General features: G+C 69.1%; 19 protein-coding genes. 12 read left to right on the forward strand and 7 right to left on the reverse strand.

Annotated features, from left to right (window positions below; genetic code table 11):
• Nucleotides 1–5 precede the first annotated feature (5 nt).
• Nucleotides 6–1391 carry a DUF349 domain-containing protein gene (locus CJ177_RS06870; RefSeq protein ID WP_095867481.1) on the reverse strand — a complete coding sequence of 462 codons (1386 nt, stop codon included), beginning with the start codon at nucleotides 1389–1391 and terminating at the stop codon, nucleotides 6–8.
• Between the two features lie 203 nt (nucleotides 1392–1594).
• Here CJ177_RS06870 and CJ177_RS06875 point away from each other — a divergent pair, with 203 nt between their 5' ends.
• The 7 genes from CJ177_RS06875 to CJ177_RS06905 all read left to right on the forward strand — a co-directional run bounded on the left by CJ177_RS06875 (nucleotide 1595) and on the right by CJ177_RS06905 (nucleotide 9000).
• A complete protein-coding gene (locus CJ177_RS06875; RefSeq protein WP_095867482.1) occupies nucleotides 1595–2311 on the forward strand; it encodes a class III extradiol dioxygenase subunit B-like domain-containing protein in 717 nt (238 codons plus the stop codon).
• A complete protein-coding gene (miaA, locus tag CJ177_RS06880; protein WP_179443166.1) occupies nucleotides 2308–3237 on the forward strand; it encodes a tRNA (adenosine(37)-N6)-dimethylallyltransferase MiaA in 930 nt (309 codons plus the stop codon). Before CJ177_RS06875 ends, miaA begins: the two co-directional genes overlap by 4 nt.
• Entirely contained in the window at nucleotides 3234–4082 is an 849-nt protein-coding gene (locus CJ177_RS06885; protein WP_095867483.1) for an RNA methyltransferase, read from the forward strand. The genes miaA and CJ177_RS06885 overlap by 4 nt, the downstream gene beginning before the upstream one ends.
• A gap of 36 nt (nucleotides 4083–4118) precedes the next feature.
• A complete protein-coding gene (dapF, locus tag CJ177_RS06890) occupies nucleotides 4119–4988 on the forward strand; it encodes a diaminopimelate epimerase (protein WP_095867484.1) in 870 nt (289 codons plus the stop codon).
• Between the two features lie 58 nt (nucleotides 4989–5046).
• Nucleotides 5047–6501 (forward strand): GTPase HflX, encoded by a 1455-nt coding sequence (hflX, locus tag CJ177_RS06895; RefSeq protein ID WP_005240762.1) that lies wholly within the window; start codon nucleotides 5047–5049, stop codon nucleotides 6499–6501.
• Nucleotides 6494–7609, forward strand: coding sequence for a hypothetical protein (locus CJ177_RS06900; RefSeq protein WP_037179152.1), 1116 nt, complete (start codon nucleotides 6494–6496; stop codon nucleotides 7607–7609). Before hflX ends, CJ177_RS06900 begins: the two co-directional genes overlap by 8 nt.
• Nucleotides 7610–7677: 68 nt before the next feature.
• A complete protein-coding gene (locus CJ177_RS06905; RefSeq protein WP_095867485.1) occupies nucleotides 7678–9000 on the forward strand; it encodes an esterase family protein in 1323 nt (440 codons plus the stop codon).
• Between the two features lie 14 nt (nucleotides 9001–9014).
• On the opposite strand, the gene CJ177_RS06910 is transcribed toward CJ177_RS06905, so the two are convergent.
• Genes CJ177_RS06910 through CJ177_RS06925 form a run of 4 tightly spaced genes read right to left on the reverse strand, consistent with a single transcriptional unit; the run spans nucleotide 9015 to nucleotide 13193 of the window.
• Nucleotides 9015–9272 carry an HPr family phosphocarrier protein gene (locus CJ177_RS06910; protein ID WP_005240765.1) on the reverse strand — a complete coding sequence of 86 codons (258 nt, stop codon included), beginning with the start codon at nucleotides 9270–9272 and terminating at the stop codon, nucleotides 9015–9017.
• 57 nt (nucleotides 9273–9329) lie between these two features.
• The gene (locus CJ177_RS06915) at nucleotides 9330–11432 is read right to left on the reverse strand and encodes a fructose-specific PTS transporter subunit EIIC (protein WP_095867486.1); all 2103 of its coding nucleotides are present in this window, start codon (nucleotides 11430–11432) and stop codon (nucleotides 9330–9332) included.
• Nucleotides 11433–11448: 16 nt separating this feature from the next.
• Entirely contained in the window at nucleotides 11449–12429 is a 981-nt protein-coding gene (gene pfkB / locus CJ177_RS06920) for a 1-phosphofructokinase (protein WP_095867487.1), read from the reverse strand.
• The gene (locus tag CJ177_RS06925) at nucleotides 12426–13193 is read right to left on the reverse strand and encodes a DeoR/GlpR family DNA-binding transcription regulator (RefSeq protein WP_025432392.1); all 768 of its coding nucleotides are present in this window, start codon (nucleotides 13191–13193) and stop codon (nucleotides 12426–12428) included. The genes pfkB and CJ177_RS06925 overlap by 4 nt, the downstream gene beginning before the upstream one ends.
• Nucleotides 13194–13390: 197 nt before the next feature.
• Here CJ177_RS06925 and ptsP point away from each other — a divergent pair, with 197 nt between their 5' ends.
• The 3 genes from ptsP to CJ177_RS06940 all read left to right on the forward strand — a co-directional run bounded on the left by ptsP (nucleotide 13391) and on the right by CJ177_RS06940 (nucleotide 17713).
• Entirely contained in the window at nucleotides 13391–15061 is a 1671-nt protein-coding gene (gene ptsP, locus CJ177_RS06930; RefSeq protein WP_095867488.1) for a phosphoenolpyruvate--protein phosphotransferase, read from the forward strand.
• 69 nt (nucleotides 15062–15130) lie between these two features.
• The gene (locus tag CJ177_RS06935; RefSeq protein ID WP_257014413.1) at nucleotides 15131–16459 is read left to right on the forward strand and encodes a uracil-xanthine permease family protein; all 1329 of its coding nucleotides are present in this window, start codon (nucleotides 15131–15133) and stop codon (nucleotides 16457–16459) included.
• Nucleotides 16460–16570: 111 nt separating this feature from the next.
• Nucleotides 16571–17713 carry an acyl-CoA dehydrogenase family protein gene (locus tag CJ177_RS06940; RefSeq protein ID WP_005240771.1) on the forward strand — a complete coding sequence of 381 codons (1143 nt, stop codon included), beginning with the start codon at nucleotides 16571–16573 and terminating at the stop codon, nucleotides 17711–17713.
• Between the two features lie 79 nt (nucleotides 17714–17792).
• Here CJ177_RS06940 and lexA read toward each other — a convergent pair whose 3' ends face one another.
• Entirely contained in the window at nucleotides 17793–18524 is a 732-nt protein-coding gene (lexA, locus tag CJ177_RS06945; protein ID WP_009480043.1) for a transcriptional repressor LexA, read from the reverse strand.
• A gap of 276 nt (nucleotides 18525–18800) precedes the next feature.
• Between lexA and CJ177_RS06950 the strand changes: the two genes are divergently transcribed.
• Together CJ177_RS06950 and nrdR are read left to right on the forward strand one after the other, a co-directional pair.
• The gene (locus CJ177_RS06950) at nucleotides 18801–19298 is read left to right on the forward strand and encodes a LysM peptidoglycan-binding domain-containing protein (protein WP_005240773.1); all 498 of its coding nucleotides are present in this window, start codon (nucleotides 18801–18803) and stop codon (nucleotides 19296–19298) included.
• 179 nt (nucleotides 19299–19477) lie between these two features.
• On the forward strand, nucleotides 19478–19942 hold the full coding sequence (gene nrdR / locus CJ177_RS06955) for a transcriptional regulator NrdR (RefSeq protein WP_015890458.1): 465 nt from the start codon (nucleotides 19478–19480) through the stop codon (nucleotides 19940–19942).
• A gap of 126 nt (nucleotides 19943–20068) precedes the next feature.
• On the opposite strand, the gene hrpA is transcribed toward nrdR, so the two are convergent.
• Nucleotides 20069–23956 carry an ATP-dependent RNA helicase HrpA gene (hrpA, locus tag CJ177_RS06960; protein WP_095867489.1) on the reverse strand — a complete coding sequence of 1296 codons (3888 nt, stop codon included), beginning with the start codon at nucleotides 23954–23956 and terminating at the stop codon, nucleotides 20069–20071.
• Nucleotides 23957–23960 lie beyond the last annotated feature (4 nt).

The raw sequence follows: 23960 nt of genomic DNA on the forward strand, positions 1-23960 counted from the left end.
CGTGCCTACGGGCCGCTGACGGCGCCCTCGGCCGCCTCGGCCCATTCGCGCCACTGCTGGGCCTGCGCGAGGGCGCTCTCGGCGTCCTTCGTCTTGCCCGCGGCGGTCGCCTTGGCGGCCTGCTCCTCGAACTGCGTGACCCGTTCCCGGAACTGCGCGGCCCGGGCGAGGGCCTCCGGGTCGGTGCGGCGCCATTCCTCGTCGGCGGCGTCGCGGACACGCTTCTCGATTGCCCGCAGCTTGCCCTCGAGGTCGTGCATCCGCTCGCGGGGCACCTTGCCGATGGCGTCCCACTTCTCCTGCAGGTCGCGGAGCGCGGCCCTCGCCGCGTCGATGTCCTTGGCCGGATCGATGTGGCCTGCGTTCTTCAGCAACTCTTCCTTGGCGACCGCGTTCTCCTCGAACTCGGCGTCGCGTTCGGAGGATGCAGCGTTGCGGGCGGCGAAGAACACGTCCTGAGCGCCCTTGAACCGCTTCCACAGGTTGTCGTCGGCTTCTCGCGGTGCGCGGCCCGCGGCCTTCCACTCGGCGAGCAGATCACGGAAAGCCCCGGCCGTGGGACCCCAGTCGGTGGAGTCGGACAGTGCCTCGGCCCGTTCGACGAGCTCTTCCTTCTTGGTCTTGGCGGCGGCGCGCTCGCGGTCGAGTTCGGCGAAATGGGCGCCGCGACGCCGGTTGAATGCCTCCCGCGCCTTCGAGTACCGCTTCCACAGGGCGTCGTCGACCTTCCGGTCGATACCGCGGATCGTCTTCCACTCGTCCAGGATCTCGCGCAGCCGGTCGCCGGCGGCCTTCCACTGCGTGGATTCGGCACCGATCTGTTCCGCCTCCGCGGCCAGCGCTTCCTTGCGCTCGGTGTGCGCCTGGCGCGACAGTTCCTTCTCGTGCTTGGCGTGGGCCGCGGCCTCGTCGGATCCGGCGATGATGACGTCGAGCCGCGCCGCGAGAGAATCGACGTCACCGATCACCGCGGCGGTCGGGAGGGATTCGGCGAGCGCGAGCGCGGCCGCCTTGGTCTTCTTCGCGTCGCCCGCACCGGAACTGAGCCGGGCCTCGAGGAGTGCCACTTCCGTTGCCAGATCGTCGAAGCGCCGACCGAAGTGCGCCAGACCTTCCGCCGCGTCTCCGGCCTGCCACGACCCGATCTGCCGTTCACCGTCGGCGGTCTTCACCCAGGCGGTGCCGTCGTCGTCCACGCGGCCGAACTTGCTCGGGTCACTGTGGGCGGGGGCGGCGACGGCGGGGGCGGAGAGGGCGTGTGTCGGTGTGGGGTGGGGCTTGGGTGCACCCGGTTTCGCGGCGGCACCGGGCTTCGGGACGCTGGGCTTCGGTGTGTCGTGCTGCTGAGCGGCAGGCTCCACGGCGGGCTTCGCGTCGCTGCTGTCGGTCATCGGTTCCTCATCTCTGCCGCGCGTCACGGCTGCCTGAACGCAATACTGGCTCCATACGACCCGGGGCGGGTGCTGGCTCCATTCAACCCGGTACGGGCCCTGTGGACTATTGAATCAGGTCGGACGGTCCGCGTTGGTACCGATTGACGGCCGCGCCCGAATCGGATGTCGGGTCCGCGTGGACGGTCGACTAGCGTGACTGTGTGTTCACCGCCGCCATCCTCGTGCCGTCCCCACCGCTACTGGTACCCGAACTGACCGGGGCGGCCGCTGCGGAGACGGCGCCGTTGCGGGATGCGGTCCAGACGGCGGCGAAGGCGTTGTCCGCGCTCGCCACCGAGTGGGTGGCGGTCGGAGCGGCACCCACCGCGGTGGTGGTACGTTCCGACGCCCAGGGCACCTATCGCGGCTACGGCGTCGACGTGCGGGTTGCGCTGCGGCCCGGTCCGGCAGGCGATCCCGACCCGGATCTGCCGCTCGCGGCGCTGACGGCCGGGTGGATCCGGGGGACGTGCGCGCCGGACGCCGTCGTCGACGCGCGGATCCTTTCCGCCGACCTGTCGCCGGACCAGTGCGCCGAGTACGGCGCGGAACTGCGCACCCTTCTCGACCGGGATCCGGAGCCGCGGGGGCTGGTGATCGTCGCGGACGGCGCGAACACTCTCACGGCGAAGGCGCCGGGCGCGTTCGACCCGCGTGCGGAGGGCGTGCAGGCCAGGATCGACGCGGCGCTCGACACCGGCGACCGCGACGCGCTGCTGGCCCTCGAACCCGGGGAGTGCGATTCCCTCGGCATCGGCGGGCGCGTCCCGTGGCAGGTTCTCGCCGGCGTGTTCGACTCGCCGCCCGCTTCCTGCCGGACGCTGTACAGCGCGGCACCCTACGGAGTCGGTTACCACGTGGGGGAGTGGCGTCCGTGACGTCACCCGTACCGATCGCCGTCGTCGGACCGACCGCAACCGGAAAGTCGGATCTCGCACTGGACCTGGCCGAACGTGTCGGCGGCGAGATCGTCAACATCGACGCGATGCAGCTGTACCGGGGCATGGACATCGGCACCGCCAAACTCGCCCCGGCCGAGCGCCGCGGAATCCCGCACCACCAACTCGACGTGCTCGACGTGACGGAGACGGCCACCGTCGCGAACTATCAGCAGGCGGCGGTCCGCGACGTCGAGGCGATCGCCGCACGCGGCGCAGTGCCGGTCATCGTCGGCGGATCGATGATGTACGTGCAGTCGCTGCTCGACGAGTGGAGCTTCCCCGCCACCGATGCGTCCGTGCGGGCGCGGTGGGAAGCCGTCCTCGCCGAGAAGGGCGTCGCGGCCGTTCACGCCGAACTCGGCCGGGTGGACCCCGACGCCGCCGCGTCGATCCTCCCCACCGACGGCAGGCGCCTGGTCCGGGCTCTCGAAGTCGTGGAGATCACCGGGAAGCCGTTCGCGGCGTCGGCCCCGCGGATCGGCGAACCGCGCTGGGGCACACGCATCGTCGGTGTCGACCGGGACACCGCCGAACTCGACGACCGGATCCGGCTCCGCACCCGGCTGATGTTCGAACGGGGACTGGTCGACGAGGTGCGCGGGCTGATCGACGTCGGACTGCGCGAAGGCGTCACCGCACCCCGGGCCATCGGCTACGCACAGGTCCTCGCCTGGCTCGACGGCGAATACGACCTCGACGAGGCGCAGGAGCGCACGTTCATCGGTACCCGGCGCTACGTGCGCAGGCAACGGTCGTGGTTCCGCCGCGACACCCGTATCCATTGGGTCGACGGAAGCGACCCGGACCTCGCGGACACCACGATCCGCACCCTCGGCGAGACCCGAACACTGGGAGAACGATGAGCCGCGCACCGTCCGGACGCAACCGTCCGGCCCCGTCTCTGCTGGTGACCACCCGCAACGCCCGCTTTCAGCAGTGGCAGTCGTACCTCACCAACCGCGCCAAGCGAACGAAGGCGGGACGCTTCCTGATCCAGGGCGTCCGTCCCCTCAACCTGGCGCTGGAACACGACTGGCCGATCGAATCGCTGCTGCACCGCATCGACGGCCCGCCACTGTCCGACTGGGCGCGGGAACTGCTGGAGGCCCGGTCCGTCGAACAGATCGGTGTCAGTGCCGAACTGATGGCCGAACTGGGTGAGAAGACCACCACCGCGCCGGAACTGATCGCCGTCGCGAAGACACGAACCCCGCGACTGAAGGACCTGCGACTGCAGTCCGTCCCCCTGATCGTCGTGTTCGACCGGCCCGCCTCACCGGGAAATCTGGGCACCCTCGTCCGTTCCGCCAACGCGTTCGGCGCCGACGCGGTCGTCGTCGTCGGCCACGGCGCAGATCCGTTCGACCCCCGGAGTGTCCGCGCGTCCACCGGATCCCTCTTCGCGATGCCCGTTGTCACGGTCTCGTCCGTCGACGAGATCCTCGCCTTCCGCGACGCCCGGCGGGCGTCCGGAACCGACCTGCACATCGTCGGCACCGACGAGACCGGCTCCGTCACCATCGACGCCCACGACTTCGGCGGCGGCACCGTGCTCGTCATCGGCAACGAGACCCGCGGGATGAGCGCCGCGTGGCGCGACGCCTGCGACACGGTGGTCAACATCCCGATCGGAGGCGCCGCGAGTTCCCTCGGCGCCCCCTCCGCCGGTGCCGTCGCCCTCTACGAAATCGCCCGGCAGCGTAGATGAACAGCACCTGCTCGACCGTTGGTTAGAGTGGTGCGCATGGATTTCAGCAAGGGGCACGGCACCGAGAACGACTTCGTGGTCCTCCCGGATCCCGACGTCCGCATCGACCTGTCGGCCGCGCGGGTGTCGGCGCTGTGCGATCGCAGGCGCGGGCTCGGCGCCGACGGAATCCTGCGCGTCGCGAAGGCCGGTGCGCTGGCCGCCGCCGGTGTGCTCGCCGAACTCCCCGACGGCACGTCCGAGGACGACTGGTTCATGGACTACCGCAACGCCGATGGCTCGATCGCGGAGATGTGCGGCAATGGCGTCCGCGTCTTCGCCCACTACCTCCGTGCGGCGGGGCTCGAGACGCGCGACGAGTTCGTGGTCGGCAGCCGGGCCGGTGGCAAGCCGGTGATCGTGCACTCGGCAGACGGCGCCTTCGGCGAGGTCACCGTCGACATGGGTGTGGTGCGGGATCTGGGAACCAGTGCTGCGACCATCGACGGCAAGGTGTTCAACGGGATCGGCATCGACGTCGGCAACCCGCACCTGGCGTGCGTCGATGCGCACCTCACGGCGGCGTCGCTGTCGGCCCTCGACCTGACGGCCGCACCCGGGTTCGATCCCGGCTTCTTCCCGCACGGCGTGAACGTGGAGATCCTCACCAGCATCGATTCCGGTGCCGTGGACATGCGGGTACACGAGCGCGGGGTCGGCGAAACACGGTCGTGCGGCACCGGCACGGTGGCCGCGGCTACCGCTGCGCTGCGCTTCGACGGGGCCGACTCCGGTGAGGTGAATGTCCGTATTCCCGGTGGTCAGGTCACCGTGGCGGTGTCCGACGGCCGGGCGACGTTGCGCGGACCGTCCGTCCTGGTGGCGTCCGGGAACCTCGACGACGGCTGGTGGAACGGCCTCGCCTGATCGCCCTGCGCGAAATGCACGTGCGCACCCTCGACATTCCGTGGGATCATGAAGGTGTATGACGAAAACACATCGCACAGAAGAATCGCCGATCTCCGACTCCACTGAGTTCGCCTACGACGACGGGCGCCCTTCGGTCGGCGAGATGCAACTCGAGGACCGCAGTGCGCTGCGCCGAGTTGCCGGGCTCTCCACCGAGCTCACAGACGTCACCGAGGTCGAATACCGGCAGCTGCGCCTCGAACGCGTGGTGCTCGTCGGTGTCTGGACGCAGGGAACCGCGGCGCAGGCCGAATCCAGCATGGCCGAGCTCGCGGCTCTGGCCGAGACCGCCGGGTCCGAGGTCCTCGAGGGCCTCGTCCAGCGGCGGGACAAACCGGACGCGGCCACCTACATCGGTTCCGGCAAGGCCGAGGAACTCCGTGAGGTCGTCCTCTCGACCGGCGCCGACACCGTCATCTGCGACGGTGAACTCACTCCCGCGCAGCTGACCGCGCTGGAGAAGGTCGTCAAGGTCAAGGTCATCGACCGGACGGCCCTCATCCTCGACATCTTCGCTCAGCATGCGACGTCCAGGGAGGGCAAGGCGCAGGTTGCGCTGGCCCAGATGGAATACATGTTGCCGCGACTGCGTGGCTGGGGTGAATCGATGTCCCGGCAGGCGGGTGGTCGCGCCGGCAGCAACGGCGGCGTGGGTCTGCGTGGTCCCGGTGAGACCAAGATCGAGACGGACCGTCGGCGAATCCGTGAGCGGATGGCGAAGCTGCGGCGTGAGATCAAGGGAATGAAGGCCGCCCGCGACACCAAACGCACCAGGCGTCTGCGGAGCGAGACCCCGTCCATCGCGATCGTCGGATACACCAACGCCGGCAAGTCGAGCTTGCTCAACGCGCTGACCGGGTCCGGGGTGCTGGTGCAGAACGCGCTGTTCGCCACCCTCGATCCCACCACCCGGCGGGCGGCGCTGGACGACGGCCGCGAGTACGTCCTCACCGACACCGTCGGGTTCGTCCGGCACCTGCCGACGCAGCTGATCGAGGCGTTCCGGTCGACGCTCGAGGAAGTCACGGACGCGGATCTGCTGCTCCACGTCGTCGACGGTTCCGATCCGCTGCCCACGGATCAGATCAGGGCCGTCCACGAGGTGATCACCGAGGTGATCCGGGAGAACGACGCCGCAGCGCCGCCGGAACTCATCGTGGTGAACAAGATCGACGCGGCCGACCCGGTCACGCTGACCCAGTTGCGCGGCCTGCTGCCCGGTGCGGCGTTCGTCTCGGCCCGGACCGGGGAAGGCATCGCCGAGTTGCGCGCGCATCTCAGCGATGTCCTGGTCCGCCCGGAGATCGAGGTCAGCGTTCTCCTCCCGTACAACAGGGGAGATCTGATGGCCCGGATCCACTCGGACGGTCAGATCCTCGACTCGTCCCACGAAGAGGATGGCACGCGCGTCCATGCGCGGGTGCCCGAAGCGCTGGCGTCGGCACTGGTTCAGTACAGCGGCAGTGCCTGACCGCTCACGGTGGTCGGCCCGTGTCGCGGTCGCAGTGCTCGCTGCGTGCACACCGCTCGCGGCGGCGGGCGCCGGCTCCGCCGAGCCGTTCTTCCGCGATCAGACCGCCGTCGACGCGTCGGAATTCGGTCCGCTCTGCACTCCCGACGATTCGGTGGTCGGCACTCCGGACGAGGCCTCGCTGGAAGAGCTGTCGGGGCTCGTGTCGGCGGGGGGACTGCTCTACGCGGTCGGTGACAGCGGGTCCGATCGCGCGGTCGCGGTGCTGGACGGGAACTGCGCCGTGCAGCGGTGGCTTCCGCTGCCGGTCGATCCGTACGACGTCGAGGACATGGCATCCGGCCCCGACGGCCGGCTGTGGCTCGCCGATACCGGGGACAACGGACGCCGACGCGACACGGTGGCACTGATCGCGATGGACCGCGACACCGGCGTTGGCGAACTGCATCGGCTGACGTATCCGGACGGCCCGCACGACGCCGAGACCGTTCTCGTCCAGCACGACGGCACCCCGCTGATCGTCACGAAGGAAGTGTTCGGGGCGGGCAACGTGTACCGGCCTGCGGGGGGCGCCGTGGTGGGTGACCTCGCGAGCCCCGGCCCGACCCCGCTCGAGAAGGTGGGGACGCTGGACGTCGCCGAGACGAACGGCGCCGACGACGCCACCACCGGGAGCGGCACCACGGCCCCGGCCCTGCATTCGACGATGTTCACCGGCGGCGCCGTGTCGGCCGACGGAACCGTGGCCGCCGTCCGCAGCTACTCCGACGTGTTCCTGTTCTCGGCGCCGGACGGCGACCTCGCCGCCGCGTTCGCCGCGGGGCCGGTGGTGCGCGCACACGTGCCGCAGCAGCCGCAGGGGGAGTCGATCGCGTTCACCGAGAACGGCGACCTGCTGATCGCCTCCGAGGCGCGGGAGGGTCCGGTTCCGCCGATTCAGGCGCTGCCCGGGGCGGTATCGAGGGTGCAGCAGCAGGCCCGCACGCAGACAGTCGCGGATGAGGTGTCGGCGCATTCGTCGGGAACGTTGTGGGGGATCGGCATCGCCGGCGGCGCGGTCGTGCTCTTGGTCGGCGCCGGCTTCCTGGTCCGCCGCCGTGCCCGATAGGTCTGTTTTGCGAGAAATGTTGCGAGCCTGATTCTTTCGGTGGCCGGCGCGGTGTGAATACTGGCGGGGTGCAGGCCCACGAGTTGTTGTCGCGTATCGCCCACCTGTCGCTCGAGCACGGTCGCGCCCAGACCGCATCGACCGTCGCCGTGGTGGCGGGCACCGTCGTGATGCTCGCGGCGTCGCGTTCCGCCCGGCCGCCGATCCTCCGCGCCGCGGCGGTCGCGGTGCCCGTGACCGCGGTGATCGGGGGTGCCGTGTGGGCGACGTACCGGCCGCTTCCCAATCAGATACCGCCGGCGGGATACGCGTGGATCTGGCTCGCCGTCGGCGTCCTCGTACTCGCAGGGGCCCTCCTGCTCCGGCGGCCCGGCATCCGGCGCGCAGTGGTGATCGGGACGGCAGGTGCCATGGTCGCGGCCGCGGCGGTCGGGCAGGTCAATGCGGAGGTCGGCGTCTTCCCGACCGTCGGGTCGCTGGCCGGGCACCGCCCGCCGACGGTCGTCGAGCCGGTGTCGTTCGCTGACGTCCCCGGATTCGAAAGCGCTGTGCAATCCGGGATCCCGATGGACTCGGTGTGGACACGTCCGGTGCGCACACCGGGCTCCGGTGTGGTGACGGAAGTCGAGATCCCCGGCACCGAATCCGGATTCCCGGCCCGGCCGGCCGTGCTGTATCTGCCGCCGGCGTACCTGACGTCGCCCCGCGCCGTGCTCCCCGTCATGGTGATGATCGCGGGACAGCCGGGGCGTCCCCAGGACTGGTTCAGCAGCGGACGACTGGGGTCCACGGTGGACGCGTATGCCGCGCGCCACGACGGCCTCGCGCCGGTCGTCGTGGTGGTCGACGCACTGGGTTCGCAGGACGCGAATCCGCTGTGCCTGGATTCGGCGCTGGGCAACGCTGCCACCTATGTGGCCCGCGACGTGCCCGCGTGGATCGAGAAGTCCTTGCAGGTGTCGCGCGATCCTGCGCAGTGGGCGATCGGCGGATTCTCGTACGGGGGAACCTGTTCGATCCAGCTGGCCGTGAACTATCCGGCGATCTACCCGACGTTTCTCGACTTCCTCGGTCAGGACGAGCCCTCGCTGGGCGATCACGCGGGGACGGTTGCGGCGACGTTCGCCGGCGACGAGCGTGCGTTCGCGGCGGTCAATCCGGTCGACGTGCTGAGGACGCGGCAGTTCCCGGAGCTGACCGGGGTCTTCGTCGCCGGGGCGGCGGACGACGAATACCGCCCGCAGCAGCAGCGGATGTTCGCTGCCGCGCAGGCGGCCGGTCTGAACGTGCGGTACTACGAGCTCCCCGGTGGCCACGAGGGCGCAACCTGGGGTGCGGCGCTCGAGCGGGAGATGGACTGGACCGGCCGTCAGCTGGGTCTCACCAACTGACGGCCGGATAGCGGTCAGGCGTCGAGGTCGGCCGCCACCAGCTGGGCCACCTTCTCGACGGCGTCGGCGTCGTCGCTGGTGACTGTGACGTCGGTGCCTTTGGTGGCGCCGAGCGTCATGATGAGCAGTGCGGAACCGGCGTCCACGGGTTCGCTGTCCGCCACGGCCAGCGTGACGGGCACACCGGCGGCGGCAACCGCTTCGGCGATGACGGCGGCGGGACGGGCGTGCAGGCCGATGGACGAACCGACGGCGACTGTGGTGCTGGGCATGGACTCTCTCCTCTGTCGGTGGGGGTGGTGCGGGACGAGCGGGTCGATCTGTTTCTCTTACGCTGCGACTGTCGCAACGTCGGGGTCGAGTTCGGCGTCGGACGCGCCGGGCTTGATGAATTCCTTGGCGCCGACGACGCACAGTGCGGCGACGACGACACCGGCGGCCAGCGCCACCAGGAACCACAGCAGGTTGCCGATGGCGAAGAAGACGAAGATTCCGCCGTGCGGTGCGCTGAGGGTGACGTTGAACGCCATGATCAGGGCGCCGGTGACGGCGCCGCCGGCCATCATCGAGGGAATGACGCGCAGCGGGTCGGCGGCAGCGAACGGAATGGCACCTTCGGAGATGAACGCCGAGCCGAGAAGCCAGGCCGCCTTGCCGTTCTCGCGTTCCGCCTCGCTGAACAGGCTGGGACGCAGGACGGTCGACGCGAGAGCCATCGCCAGCGGCGGGACCATGCCCGCAGCCATCACGGCCGCCATGATCCGCAGCGAGGCCTGATCGTTGACGTTGAGGCCTGCCACCGCGAACGCGTAGGCGGCCTTGTTCACCGGGCCACCGAGGTCGAAGCACATCATCAGGCCGAGGATGATGCCGAGGACGATGACGGAGCTGCCGGACAGGCCGTTGAGCCAGTTCGTGAGGCCCGACGTGATCTCGGCGAGCGGACGGCCCAGGACCAGGAACATGAGTGCGCCGACGATCAGCGTCGCGAACAGCGGGATGATCACCACCGGCATCAGGCCGCGCAACCACTGGGGAACCGGGATCCGGCTGATCCACAGCGCGACCACGCCGGCGATCAGACCACCGACGAGGCCTCCGATGAATCCGGCGCCGACGAAGACCGCCACGGCGCCCGCGGTGAAGCCCGGCGCCAGACCGGGCCGGTCGGCGATGGCGAAGGCGATGTAACCGGCCAGAGCGGGTACGAGGAAGCTGAACGCCAGCGATCCCAGTTGGAACAGCACCGCGCCCAGGTACGTCGCCAGGCCACCCTCGGGGAGTTGGCCGAGGGAGTTGCTGAGGACGATGTCCTCCGCGGGACCGGAGATCTCGTACCCGCCGAGCAGGAAGCCGAGGGCGATCAGCAGACCGCCGGCGGCGACGAACGGGATCATGTAACTGACACCGGTGAGCAGCACCTGGCGCAGGTGGGTGCCCCAGCCGATCGATCCGGCCGGCTCGTCCCCCGCGCTGCCGGCGCTACCCGCGTCCACGGTGGCCGCGGACGGGTTCATGCCCGCGCGCAGTGCCTCGGTGATCATGGTGTCGGGCTCGTTGATGGCGCGCTTGACGCCCGACGCCACCACCGGCTTGCCTGCGAAGCGTTCCTTGCCCTTCACACCGACATCGGTGGCGAAGATGACGGCGGACGCGCCCGCGATCACTCCCGGTGCCAGCGGTGTGCTTCCGCTCGAACCCTGGGTCTCCACGTGGACGACGACGCCTGCGCGTTCGCCGGCGGCGACGAGGGAGTCGGCGGCCATGTACGTGTGGGCGATGCCGGTCGGGCATGCCGTGACCGCGACGATGTGCTTCGGTCCCTCTTCGGGCTCGGGTTCCTTCTCCGGGGCGACCGGTTCGGGCGTCGGAGCCGGAGCTGGGGCAGCTGTGGGTGCTGCGGCCGCAGGTGCTGCTGCTGCGGGAGTGGCGGCGGGAGTGGCGGCGGGTGCGGGTGCCAGGACGTCGTTCACCAGGGTGACGATCTCGGCGGGGGTCTTCGCGTCACGGAGTGACCCGACGAAGGCGGGGCGCACCAGCGCCCGCGCGAGCGAGGAGAGCAGCTTCATGTGCTCCGCGCCCGCACCCTCGGGCGCGGCGATGAGGAACACGAGATCTGCGGGTCCGTCGGGGGCACCGAAGTCGACCTTCGGGGCGAGCCGGGCGAATCCGAGGGACGCCGCTACGACGGCTTCGGAACGGCAGTGGGGGATCGCGATCCCACCAGGAAGTCCCGTGGCCGATTGTGATTCACGCGCCAGTGCGGCGTCGCGGAGAGCGTCAGCCTCGGTGGCGCGACCGGCGTCGGCCAGACGCCGGGAGAGCGCGGAGATCACGTCCTCCTTGGAGGCTCCGAGGTCGGTGTCCAGGGAGATCAGATCTTCGCTGATGATCTGCGGCCCCGAATCGCGGTCGGGTGTCGAGTGAGACATGGTGTTTCCTTCTGGTTCAGGCCGGATCGGGGGCGGGGGAGCTGAGGGCGGTGACAGTGACGGCGTCGATGTCGACGTGTTCGGGAGTCGGCAGGGTGGTGCCGGGAAGGGCGGCCGCCGCGCTGCCGTAGGCGACGGCGGATCGGAGGCAGTCCGCGGGCGTCGCGCCGGACATCTGGGCTGCCAGGTAGCCCGCCAGCGACGAATCGCCGGCGCCGACGGTGCTGCGGGCAACGATCGGTGGTGGCGTGGCCCACCAGGCTCCGGCCTCCGTCACGAGAACCGCACCCGCGGCGCCGAGCGTGGCGAGGACGGCTTCGACCCCGCGATCCACGAGTTGCCTGCCGGCATGGGCGGTGGCCGTCGGGTCCCCGCGCAGCGCGGACTCCTCGAGCAACTGCCCGTCGGCGCCGGTGAGCTGTGCGAGTTCCTCGCTGTTCGGTTTCACGAGGTCGGGGGCGGCCGCGGGGAACCGTTCCGCGAGCGCGAGCAGCGGGGCGTCCGACGTGTCGACGGCGACCCGGCACGACGCGGAGCGGAGTGCCTCGACGAGGGTGGCGTACCAGTCGGTGGGAATGCCCGGGGGTAGGGAACCGGACAGCACCACCCACTCTGCCCGGGACCCGCGTTCGATGATCTCCGACTGCAGATCGGCGAGGGACTCGGCCGACATGACGACGCCGGGTTCGTTGACCTTGGTGGTGGTGCCGTCGGGTTCGGTGATGGTGATGTTGGTGCGCGCCGGACCGGACGTCGCGACGGTCACGTGCGCGATCCCGTGCTCGGACAGGGCGGTGAGCAGGGGATCACCCTCGTTGCCCGGGAGTACCGCGACAGCGGCGACGCCGGCCGACGTGAGCGCGCGGGCGACGTTGACGCCCTTGCCTCCGGGGTCGCTGTGGGTGGCGGCTGCGCGCAGAACGGTTCCTCGTTCGAGGCGCCCCGCCAGGTTGACGGTGCGGTCGATGCTCGGATTGGCGGTCAGCGTGACGATCATGCGATCACCACCTCGATTCCCTGGTCGTGGAAGTGGGCTCGGTCTGCGGAACTGATGTCGGCGTCGGTGACGAGGATGTCGACGCTGTGGATGGGGGCGAAGCTCACGAGGTGCTCCCGGCCGACCTTCGACGAGTCGGCGACCACGACGACGTGGTTGGCGCACCGGACCATCGCGCGCTTGACCGCGGCCTCCTCGCTGTCCGGTGTGGACAAGCCGTGGCCGACGCTGAGCGCGTTGGTGCCGATGAACGCGACGTCGACGCGGAGGACGTCGAGGATGCGCAGCGCCTCCTCGCCGACGGCGGCCTGCGTGATGCCGCGCACCCGGCCGCCCAGCATGTGGAGCGTCACCGAATTGAGCCCCGCGAGCCGGGCTGCGATCGGCACGGAGTTGGTGATCACGGTGAGGTCCAGATCGGACGGGAGTTCCGGGATGATGCGCCCCGTCGTGGTTCCCGCGTCGAACAGCACGCTGCCCCCGGACGGCGGCAGGTAGGCGGCGGCGCGCTTGGCGATCCGGTCCTTCTGCTCGGCGCGGGTGTGATCGCGCTCCGTCATGCCGGGCTCGGTGACGGTGAGGGATCCCGCGGGCACCGCGCCGCCGTGCACGCGGCGGACGTGGCCGAGACGCTCGAGAAGAGCGAGGTCACGGCGCACGGTCTCGGTGGTGACGCCGAACGTGTCGGAGAGGTCCGCGACCGACATGCGTCCCCGTTGCGAGATCAGCGTGGTGACCGCTTGCTGGCGTTCTTCCGGATACACCGTGACCCCGTTCCTGTTCTCGTCGATGAAGTGTTCGGTGACGTGATCCGTTATGGTCTGCATCACACGAAATGTTGTGTCATGTTGTTTTACGCCCGAGTATGTTGACATGTCAAGAGTTGAGAGTAATCTCCGTCACATAGTCGATTCGCATTTCCGACTGTGTGAAGACAGAACGAGCCGGCCAGGAGGACCCGATGACCGAAGACCGTGAAATCGTGCGAGGTACGCCGGTGGTACCCGGCATTGCCTACGCGCCGGTGATCTGGCCGGCTCCGCGGCCGGAGGTCGCACCCGGATCGGCCCGGATCGACGAGGCGTCGCGCGAGGCGGAGAAGGTCCGCTTCGAGGAAGCGGCCGCCGTCGTGTCACAGCGTCTCCGCGACCGCGCGGCGAGCGTCTCCGGCGCCGCGGCAGAGGTGCTGCAGGCGAACGCGGCGATGGCTGCCGACCGCGGCTGGCTCGGTGCCGCGCAGAAGCTGATCGCCGGTGGAATCCCGGCCGAGGAAGCGGCGGCCGAGGCCACCGAGCAGTTCGCCACCCTGTTCACCAAGATGGGCGGGCTGATGGCCGAACGGGTGACCGACCTGCGCGACATCCGGGACCGGGTCGTGTCCGAACTCCTCGGTCTGCCCGAACCCGGCATCCCCGTGCCCACGACACCGTCGATCCTGTGTGCCCAGGACCTCGCGCCCGCCGACACCGCCGGTCTCGATCCCGAGCTGATCGTCGGACTCGTGACCGTCCTCGGCGGCCCGACGAGCCACACCGCGATCATCTCGCGGCAGCTGGGCATTCCGTGTGTCGTCGCGGTGCGTGATCTCGAATCCGTCGTCGCGGGCACCCCCGTCCTCCTCGACGGGTCGGCGGGCGAACTCGTGGTCGAACCGGATCCCGTCGAGGCCCGCGCCGCCGTGGAACACGGCCGCGCCGAACGGATCCGCATCCAGTCGTGGGAAGGACCCGGCCGCACGAGCGACGGACATCCCGTGTCGATTCTGGCCAACATTCAGGACGGGGCCGGTGCGCGGTCGGCCGCCACGACCGCCGCCGAGGGCGTCGGACTGTTCCGCACCGAGTTGTGCTTCCTGGACCGCGATTCCGAGCCCGGCGTCGACGAGCAGGCCGAGATCTACGGTGAGGTGCTCGACGCGTTCGCCGGCCGGAAGGTGGTGATCCGGACGCTCGACGCGGGTTCGGACAAGCCGCTGCGCTTCGCCAACCACGCCGAAGAGGCGAACCCGGCGCTCGGGGTCCGCGGAATCCGGATCGCCGAACAGAACCCGGGAATCCTCAGCAGGCAACTCGACGCCGTCGCCGCCGCGGCGAAGCAGACGCAGTCGCAGCCGTGGGTGATGGCGCCGATGATCTCGACTCCCGCCGAGGCCGAATCCTTCGCGGCGGAGGTCCGCGCTCGCGGACTCGTGCCCGGCGTGATGGTCGAGGTACCGGCCGCCGCGCTTCTGGCCGACCGTCTCCTGCGCCACGTCGACTTCCTGTCCATCGGCACGAACGACCTCGCGCAGTACACGATGGCCGCCGACCGGATGTCCTCCGACCTGGCATCGCTCACCGACCCCTGGCAACCGGCGGTCCTCGCGCTCGTCGCCCGCACGGCCGAGGCCGGCATCGCGGCGGGCAAGCCGGTCGGCGTGTGCGGCGAGGCGGCCGCCGACCCGCTGCTTGCCTGCGTGCTGATCGGACTCGGGGTCACGTCGCTGTCCTGCGCCGGTGCCGCCGTGTCCGGTGTCGGGGCAAAGGTGGGATCGGTCTCGCTGGACGACTGCCGTCGTGCCGCCGAGGACGTGCTCGCCACGAGTGATCCCGCGGAGGCGCGGGCCGCGGCGGTACGGGTGCTCGGCGCGTAGTCCCGGTTTGCCGCGGGATCCGGTCCCGAAGGCGCGAAACTCCCAGATCGTGCCTACTATTGGCGAACTGTGACGAAAAGAGAAACCGACGCCCCCGACGGTCCGGCCGGCGGCTCTGCCGGCCCGTCCACCCCCGCGCGGGTGTTCGGGTGGACGCTGCACGGCGACGGCAGGCGGATCGGTGAGGGTGAGGTGGTCGCTCCCGGCGAGCGTCTCACCTGGCCGCGCACGGTCGGAATCGGGATGCAGCACGTCATCGCGATGTTCGGCGCCACCCTCCTGGTGCCGACCATCACCGGGTTTCCGGTCACCACGACACTGCTGTTCTCGGGTGTCGGGACGGCCCTGTTCCTGCTCATCACCCGCGGCCGCATCCCCAGCTATCTCGGGTCGTCGTTCGCGTTCATCGCGCCGCTGACGGCGTCGCAGAGTTCGGGTCCCGCCGCGCAACTCGGCGGTGTCGCCGCCGCGGGTCTGTTGCTGCTCGTGGTGGGCATCGCGGTGAAGCTGGCCGGATCGCGGGTCATCGACGCCGTCATGCCGCCCGTCGTCACCGGCGCCGTGGTCGCCCTGATCGGGCTCAATCTCGCACCCACCGCGGTGGATTCGTTCGAATCGCAACCGCTGATCGCCGGGGTGACCCTGCTGGCGATCCTGCTCGTGACAGTGCTCGGTCCGGGACTGCTGGGCCGTCTCGGCATCCTCGTCGGTGTCGTCGTCGGCTGGGTGTTCGCCGCCGTGATCGGCGGGCTCGCCGACGAGCGGGTCACAGCGCTGCGGGAGGCGGCGTGGTTCGGTGTGCCCGAACTGCGGGGACCGACGTTCGAATGGTCCGTGATCGCGCTGACCCTGCCGGTGGTCATCGTCCTGATCGCCGAGAACGTCGGCCACGTCAAGGCGGTGTCGGCCATGACGGGTCGTTCGCTCGACGACGTCGCCGGCGACGCCCTCGTCGCGGACGGCCTGGCCACCACCCTCGCCGGATTCGGCGGCGGCTCCGGAACCACGACGTACGCCGAGAACATCGGAGTCATGGCCGCGACACGGGTCTACTCCACCGCCGCCTACTGGGTCGCGGCCGCCACCGCCGTGGTCCTCGCGTTCTCACCGAAGTTCGGCGCCCTCGTGTTCACCGTGCCGAACGGTGTCATCGGCGGCGCCACCCTCGTGCTGTACGGACTGATCGGTGTCCTCGGTGTGCGCATCTGGATGGACGCCGAAGTGGATTTCACCGACCCCGTGAACCTCACCGTGGTCGCCGCGGCGCTCGTCGCCGGCATCGGCGACCTGACGCTGACGATCGGATCCGTGGAACTCGGTGGCATCGCGTGGGGTTCGGTCGGCATCCTCGTCGCCTACCCGGTGATGCGCTCGCTCGCGCGGTTCCGCAAGCCCTGACACCGTGACCGGATGGGTCACGAATCCCGATCACCTGGGTCATTCACCACGTAGTTCCTCGCCTCTACCGTCGAACGAGACGGACCCAGATAGTTGATACGAGGAGTCGGCGTGGAGCGCACCCTGTTCGAACCGGAGCACGAATTGTTCCGGGAGTCGTACCGCAAGTTTCTCGCACAGCACGCCGAGCCGAACCACACCAAGTGGGAAGAGCAGAACATCGTCGACCGCAGCCTGTGGGTCGAGGCCGGCAAGCAGGGCTTCCTCGGCATGGCCGTGCCGGAGGAATTCGGTGGCGGCGGCGTGCGCGACTTCCGGTACAACGCGATCGTCACCGAGGAGACCACCCGCGGCGGCTACAGCGGCATCGGCTTCACCCTGCACAACGACGTCGTCGCGCCGTACCTGCTCGAACTGAGCAACGAGGAGCAGAAGCAGCGCTGGCTGCCCGGCTTCGCGTCGGGTGAACTGATCACGGCCATCGCGATGACCGAACCGGGCACGGGCAGCGACCTGCAGGGCATCAAGACCCGCGCCGTGCGCGACGGCGACGACTGGGTCCTCAACGGTTCCAAGACCTTCATCACCAACGGCATCAACGCCGACCTCGTGATCGTCGTCGCGTGTACCGATCCCGACAAGGGGGCACAGGGATTCAGTCTCCTGGTCGTCGAACGGGACATGCCGGGCTTCGAACGCGGCCGCAACCTCGACAAGATCGGTATGAAGGCACAGGACACCGCGGAACTCAGCTTCACCGATGTCCGCGTTCCCGCCGCCAACCTCCTCGGCGAGGAGGGGATGGGCTTCCTCTACCTGATGAAGAACCTTCCCCAGGAGCGGCTGTCGATCGCCGTGGTGGCCGCGGCCGCAATGGAATCGGCACTGGACATGACGATCCAGTACTGCCGCGACCGGAAGGCTTTCGGCAAGTCGATCGGCAGCTTCCAGAACACCCGCTTCGTGCTCGCCGAACTCGCCACCGAGGCAACGGCCGTCCGAGTCCTCGTCGACAAGTTCATCGAACTGCTCAACGACGAGAAGCTGTCGGTGCAGGAAGCGGCGATGGCCAAGTGGTGGACCACGGAGGCGCAGGTCCGGCTGATCGACCGGTGCCTGCAGCTGCACGGCGGCTACGGATACATGAAGGAGTATCCGATCGCCAAGGCGTACATGGATTCTCGTGTCCAGACCATATACGGCGGTACCACCGAGATCATGAAGGAAATCATCGGTCGCGGCCTCAATCTCTGACGAGGCACGACCTGCGTATCCGGGGTGGATGCGAGGAGGGCCCCACGGCAATCGCCGTGGGGCCCTCCTTGTGCCGGGACTAGATCTTGCGCATGACCGTGACGACCTTGCCCAGAATGACCGCGTCGTTGCCGGGGATCGGATCGAACAGCGGATTGTGCGGCATCAGCCACACCTCGTTCTCGGTGCGCTTGAACGTCTTGACGGTGGCTTCGCCGTCGATCATCGCTGCCACGATGTCTCCGTTCTCCGCCACGTTCTGCTGACGGACCACCACCCAGTCGCCGTCGCAGATCGCGGCATCGATCATCGATTCGCCGACGACCTTGAGTAGGAACAGCGAGCCCTGGCCCACCAATTCGCGGGGAAGCGGGAAGACGTCCTCCACTGCTTCCTCGGCGAGGATCGGGCCACCGGCCGCGATCCGGCCGAGGACCGGGACGAACGTGGGTTCCGGCAGGGGTGCGCCGTCGGCGCCGGACTTGACCGCGGCCAACCCGACGGCGGCGCTCGCGTTCGCCGCGGCTCCCGCCGCCACCTCGTCGAGGCCGCGCACGTCCACGGCGCGCGGACGATTGGGATCCCGGCGGAGGAAGCCCTTCCGCTCCAGCGTGCGCAGCTGATGAGCGACGGACGAGGTGGAGGTGAGCCCCACGGCGTCGCCGATTTCGCGGATGCTCGGCGGATATCCGCGCTCGTTCACCGACGTGCGAATCACCTCGAGGACACGGCGCTGCCGGTCGGTCAACCCGGCGGCGGAGCCACCGCTCACACGTGGAGTCGAACCGTCGGTCGAGCTGTCGTCCTTCATGGCGAGGTGCCTCCGTCTGTATGTGGATCTTCTCGGTATGGGTCGCATGTGACTGCTGTGCCGCGTGACACGAATCTATCCCGCTTTCCTCGGAGTTTCAAACATCTGTTCGACACGTGTCGCGAGAAGTAGAGACATTGTCGGAGGGTCGTGGTAGAAATCGAACATGTGTTCTTTCGAACGCGTGATCGAACGCCCGGAGCGATCGGACGCCGACCGGGTCGGTAGCGGATACGACAACGGATCTGACAACGGATACGAGCAGCGGAGGTACCGATGAGCAACGCAGTTCTCCATCGGCAGGCAGTGCTGAACCGGCAGGCACTCGAACGGGGTGTCGTCCGTTCCGCGGCCGCACGGTCGTACCGGACCGAGCCGCGCCGCCGGCGCACCGACGGCGAGCTGCGGCGTCCCTCGTCCGGCGCCGTCGCGTACCGGCCCACCCACACCGGTGTCTCCCGCGCCGATCACGCGCGCGGGGCGAACGACGTCGGCTGGCGGATGGTGCTCGCGAGTGTCGTGATCACGGCGGGTGTGTTGTGCGGGCTCGTCGGGGTGGCTCAGCTGGCCACCACCGACGGTGTGAGCAACTCGGCGGCCACGGAGGTCGTGCAGGTGCAGCAGGGGGAGAGCCTGGCAGCGCTCGCGGCGCGGATCTCCCCGGAATTGCCGGTGGCACAGGTGGTCGAGCGGATCATGGAGCTGAACGCCATGTCCAATTCGGCGCTTCACCCGGGCCAGAGTCTGATCGTCCCGTCGTCCTCTACCCGGTGACGGGGTGGCTCTGCATGTCTGTCCCATCGGGCGGCCGAGTAGTCTCGGATGCTGTCAGTCCCACCACTTCGTGTGGTCGCGTCGAGATCGTGCATCCGCTGCGTGAATCCGTTTTCGTCGGTTCGCCATCGGGGGAGGCGAACAGTTGCGGCCACGACGGCTACGACGAAGGAATCGCCATGCACTGCCCGTTCTGCCGGCACCCCGATTCACGTGTGGTCGATTCGCGAGAAGCCGACGAAGGACAGGCTATCCGTCGCCGCCGTTCGTGCCCCGAGTGTGGTCGCCGATTCACCACTGTCGAGACCGCTGTGCTGTCGGTGGTCAAGCGCAGTGGTGTCACCGAACCGTTCAGTCGGGAGAAGGTGGTGCGGGGTGTGCGCCGCGCCTGCCAGGGCCGGCAGGTAGACAACGATGCACTGAATCTTCTTGCCCAGCAGGTCGAAGACGCGGTCCGGGCGTCGGGATCTGCGGAGATCCCGAGCAACGAGGTGGGCCTCGCCATTCTCGGTCCGCTTCGTGATCTCGACGAGGTGGCGTACCTGCGCTTCGCGTCCGTGTACCGGTCTTTCAGCTCCGCCGAGGACTTCGCCCGCGAGATCAAAGAGCTACGCGAACACCGCGAATCCCGGGACGACGCCTGAGCCTGCGCGTCAGCGCACCCTCCTCCATGGCCCTGCACGTCAGCGCACCTTCTCCATGGCCCTGCACGTCAGCGCACCTTCTCCATGGCCCTGCGCGTCAGCGCACCTTCTCCATGGCCCTGCGCGTCAGCGCACCTTCTCCATGGCACTGAGCACGCGCTTCTCCGAGACCGGGATGGGTGTCCCGAGTGTTTGAGCGAACAGGCTGACGCGCAACTCCTCGATCATCCAGTGAATCGCATCGACTTCGGGTGAGTGCTGTCGTTCTTCCGGCAGGCCCGCGAGCATGCGTTCGTATCCGGCGTACACCCGGTCGAGGACGTCCATCCCCTTCTGGTCGCGCGGTGCGCTCCCGGGAAGGGCTTCGAGACGTGCCGCCGCGGCGGCGAGGTAGCGGGGCAGTTCGCGGAGGCGAGTGGCACCGATGTCGGCGACGAAGCCGGGAAACAGCAGCGACTGCCGTTGTTCCCGCACGTCGTCGGCGGCCTCACCGGTGGCGCGTTCCAGCACGACGGCGAGCCGATGGTCCGCTTCGAGCACCGGTGACACCAGTCGCAGGAGCACCGCCACGTTCCGTGCCATCTCCGCGCGCGCCGTCGCCACGAGGGCGTCGAATTCCTGCGGTGTGCGCACTGGCGTGCCGTGTGCGGCGATCAGTTGGTTCGCGGCGGCGTTGCGGCAGTCGTCGATCAGGGCGTCGAGGCCGCCGTCGGGGTTCTGCCCGAGCGCCAGTCTCTGTGCGTTGCTCAGGCCGGACGTGACCGTCTTCGCCTGGGTGGGAACGGCGGCGAGCAGCAGCCGGCGCGTTCCGGCGCGCATGGCGGCTCGCTGCGCCGCGGCGGTGCTGAGTACGCGGACGGCGACACCGTCACCCTCCGGGACCAGGGCGGGGTAGCCGGTGACCTTCTGGCCACCGAGTTCGCGCGTCACGGTGGCCTCGAGCGAACCGAGGGTGGCGGGGGTCCACGTGAGTGCGGGCGGCCGCTCAGAGTTCGAGGCTGCCTTCGCCACTTCCACCTGGACGCGGGGAGCGAGCGACTTGCGCAGCGACACGAGGTCCTTGTCCCGGCCGAGGACGGCACCCTTCTCGTCCACGGCCGCGAACGTCATGCGCAGGTGGTCGGGGAGCGCGGTGACGTCGAAGTCCTTGGGATCGATGCGACAGGCACCGAGCCGCGACAGTTCGCGTGCCATCGCTGTGGTGAGCGGTTCGGAGCGGGGCTTCACGGCGGCCAGCGCGGCGGCCGCGAAGTCCGGTGCCGGAACCACCTGTCGGCGAAGGGTCTTCGGAAGCGTCTTGATCAGGGCGGTGACCAGTTCGACGCGCATGCCGGGGACCAGCCAGTCGAAGCCGACCGGGCGCAGGCCCGCCAGCAGCGCGATCGGGATGCGGGCGGTGACGCCGTCGTCCTCGGTCCCGGGCTCGAACTGGTAGGTGAGGGGGAACTGCATGTCGCCCTGACGCCAGGCGTCGGGGTATTCGCCGCCGAGTACTGCGGCCGATTCGGCATTGACGACCGTCGCCTGGGTGAACGTGAGCAGGTCGGGATTCTTGCGGCGGGCGACCTTCCACCAGGAGTCGAAATGCCGGGCCGAGACCGCTTCCGGGCCGACGCGCTGGTCGTAGAAGTCGTAGAGGGTGTCGTCGTCCACGAGGATGTCGCGCCTGCGGGCGCGATGTTCGAGTTCTTCGACGTCTTCGAGGAGTGCGCGGTTGGCGTGGAAGAACTTGTGCTGCGTCTGCCATTCGCCCTGCACCAGGGCGTGGCGGATGAACAGGTCCCGGGACGTTTCGGGGTCGATGGTGCTGTAGGTGACGGCACGCCGGGCGACGAGCGGGATGCCGTACAACGTGACGCGTTCGTAGGCCATGGCGGCGCCACGCTTCGACGACCAGTGCGGTTCGGAGTAGGTGCGTTTGACGAGGTGCGGCGCCAGCTTCTCGGCCCACTCGGGTTCGATTCTGGCCGACATCCGCGCCCACAGCCGGGACGTCTCGACCAGTTCGGCGGCCATGACCCATCGCGGGGGCTTCTTGAACAGGCTCGAGCCGGGGAAGACCGCGAATCGGCTTCCGCGGGCCCCGAGGAAGTCTCGTTTGTCACCCTCGCGGAGTCCGATGTGCGACAGCAGCCCCGCGAGCAGGGACTGGTGGATCGCCGCCTCACCGGCCGGGGTGTCGGTGGTGTCCCAGCCCAGCCCACGGGTGATCTGCCGGAGCTGACCGTGCAGGTCCTGCCATTCGCGGATGCGCAGCCAGTGCAGGAACTCGTTTCGGCACATCTTCCGGAACTGGTTGGACGACAACTCGTTCCGCTGCTCGCGCAGGTACTTCCACAGTTCGAGGAACGCGAGGAAGTCGGAGTTCTCCACGGTGAACCGGGCGTGCTTCTCGTCGGCTGCCTGCTGGAATTCGGCGGGACGTTCCCGCACGTCCTGGATCGAGAGGGCGGAGACGATGACCAGCACCTCGGACAGGCAGCCGTTCCGGTGTGCCTCGACGAGCATCCGGGCCATGCGCGGATCGACGGGGATCTGCGCGAGTTCGCGTCCGACCGCGGTGAGGACGGGCTGCTCGTCCTGGGCTTTCCGTTCGATGGCCCCGAGTTCCTCGAGCAGGCCGATGCCGTCGCGGACGGCCCGCGGGTCGGGCGGCTGGACGAACGGGAACGCGGCGATGTCGCCGAGGCCGAGCGCCGTCATCTGCAGGATGACGGACGCGAGGTTGGTGCGCAGGATCTCCGGTTCGGTGAACGCGGGCCGCGCCTCGAAGTCCTCTTCCGAGTAGAGGCGGATGCAGATGCCTTCGGCCACACGGCCGCAACGCCCGGAACGCTGGCGGGCGGATGCCTGTGAGATCGGTTCGATGGGCAGCCGCTGCACCTTGGTGCGCACCGAGTAGCGGGAGATGCGGGCGGTTCCCGGGTCCACGACGTACCGGATGCCGGGCACGGTGAGGGAGGTTTCCGCGACGTTCGTCGACAGCACGACCCTCCGCCCGGTGTGGGGCGTGAACACCTTGTGCTGTTCCGCCGCCGACAGCCGGGCGTAGAGGGGCACGATCTCGGTGCCGCGCAGTCTGCGGTCGCGGAGCGCGTCGGCGGTGTCGCGGATCTCCCGTTCGCCGGAGAGGAAGACCAGGATGTCGCCGTCGCCCTCGCCGGAGAGCTCCTCGACCGCCTCGCACACCGCGTCGACGGGGTCGCGGTCGAAGGTCTGGTCGCCCACTTCCACCGTGAGTGGGCGGTACCGCATCTCGACGGGGAATGTGCGCCCGGACACCTCGACGATCGGCGCGGGCACCCCGTCGGTGGCGAAGTGCTGCGCGAAGCGTTCCGGATCGATCGTGGCCGACGTGATGATCACTTTCAGATCGGGCCGGCGGGGGAGTAGCTGTCGCAGGTATCCGAGGATGAAGTCGATGTTGAGGCTGCGTTCGTGGGCCTCGTCGATGATCAGCGTGTCGTACCGGCGCAGCATCCGATCGCGTTGGATCTCGGCGAGCAGGATTCCGTCGGTCATCAGTTTCACCAGCGTGCCGTCCGACACCTGGTCGGTGAATCGCACGGTGTAGCCGACGGTCTCACCGAGTTCGCCGCGGAGTTCCTCCGCGATCCGTTCGGCGACGGTCCGCGCCGCGAGACGGCGGGGCTGGGTGTGTCCGATGAGGCCGCGGACGCCGCGTCCGAGTTCGAGACAGATCTTCGGGATCTGCGTCGTCTTGCCGGATCCCGTCTCGCCGGCGACGATGACGACCTGGTTCTCGGAGATCGCCTTCGCGATGTCGTCGCGGCGCTGACTGACGGGCAGCGTGTCGGGGTAGTCGATGACGGGGACGCTGTCGAGTCTTCGTGTGATGCGTCCGCGTGCGGCGGCGATTTCGTCGGACAGGGACGCGAGTGCTTCGGGTGTGCGCGCACGGTCGAGTCGCCGGCGGAGCCGGTGTTCGTCGCGCAGTGTGAGTTCGCCGAGGCTGTTCTTCAGTTCCCGCCGGCTGGGTGCTGTGGTGGACATGCTG

This window comes from Rhodococcus sp. ACPA1 (assembly GCF_002300195.1).
Lineage (GTDB): Bacteria > Actinomycetota > Actinomycetes > Mycobacteriales > Mycobacteriaceae > Rhodococcus_F > Rhodococcus_F opacus.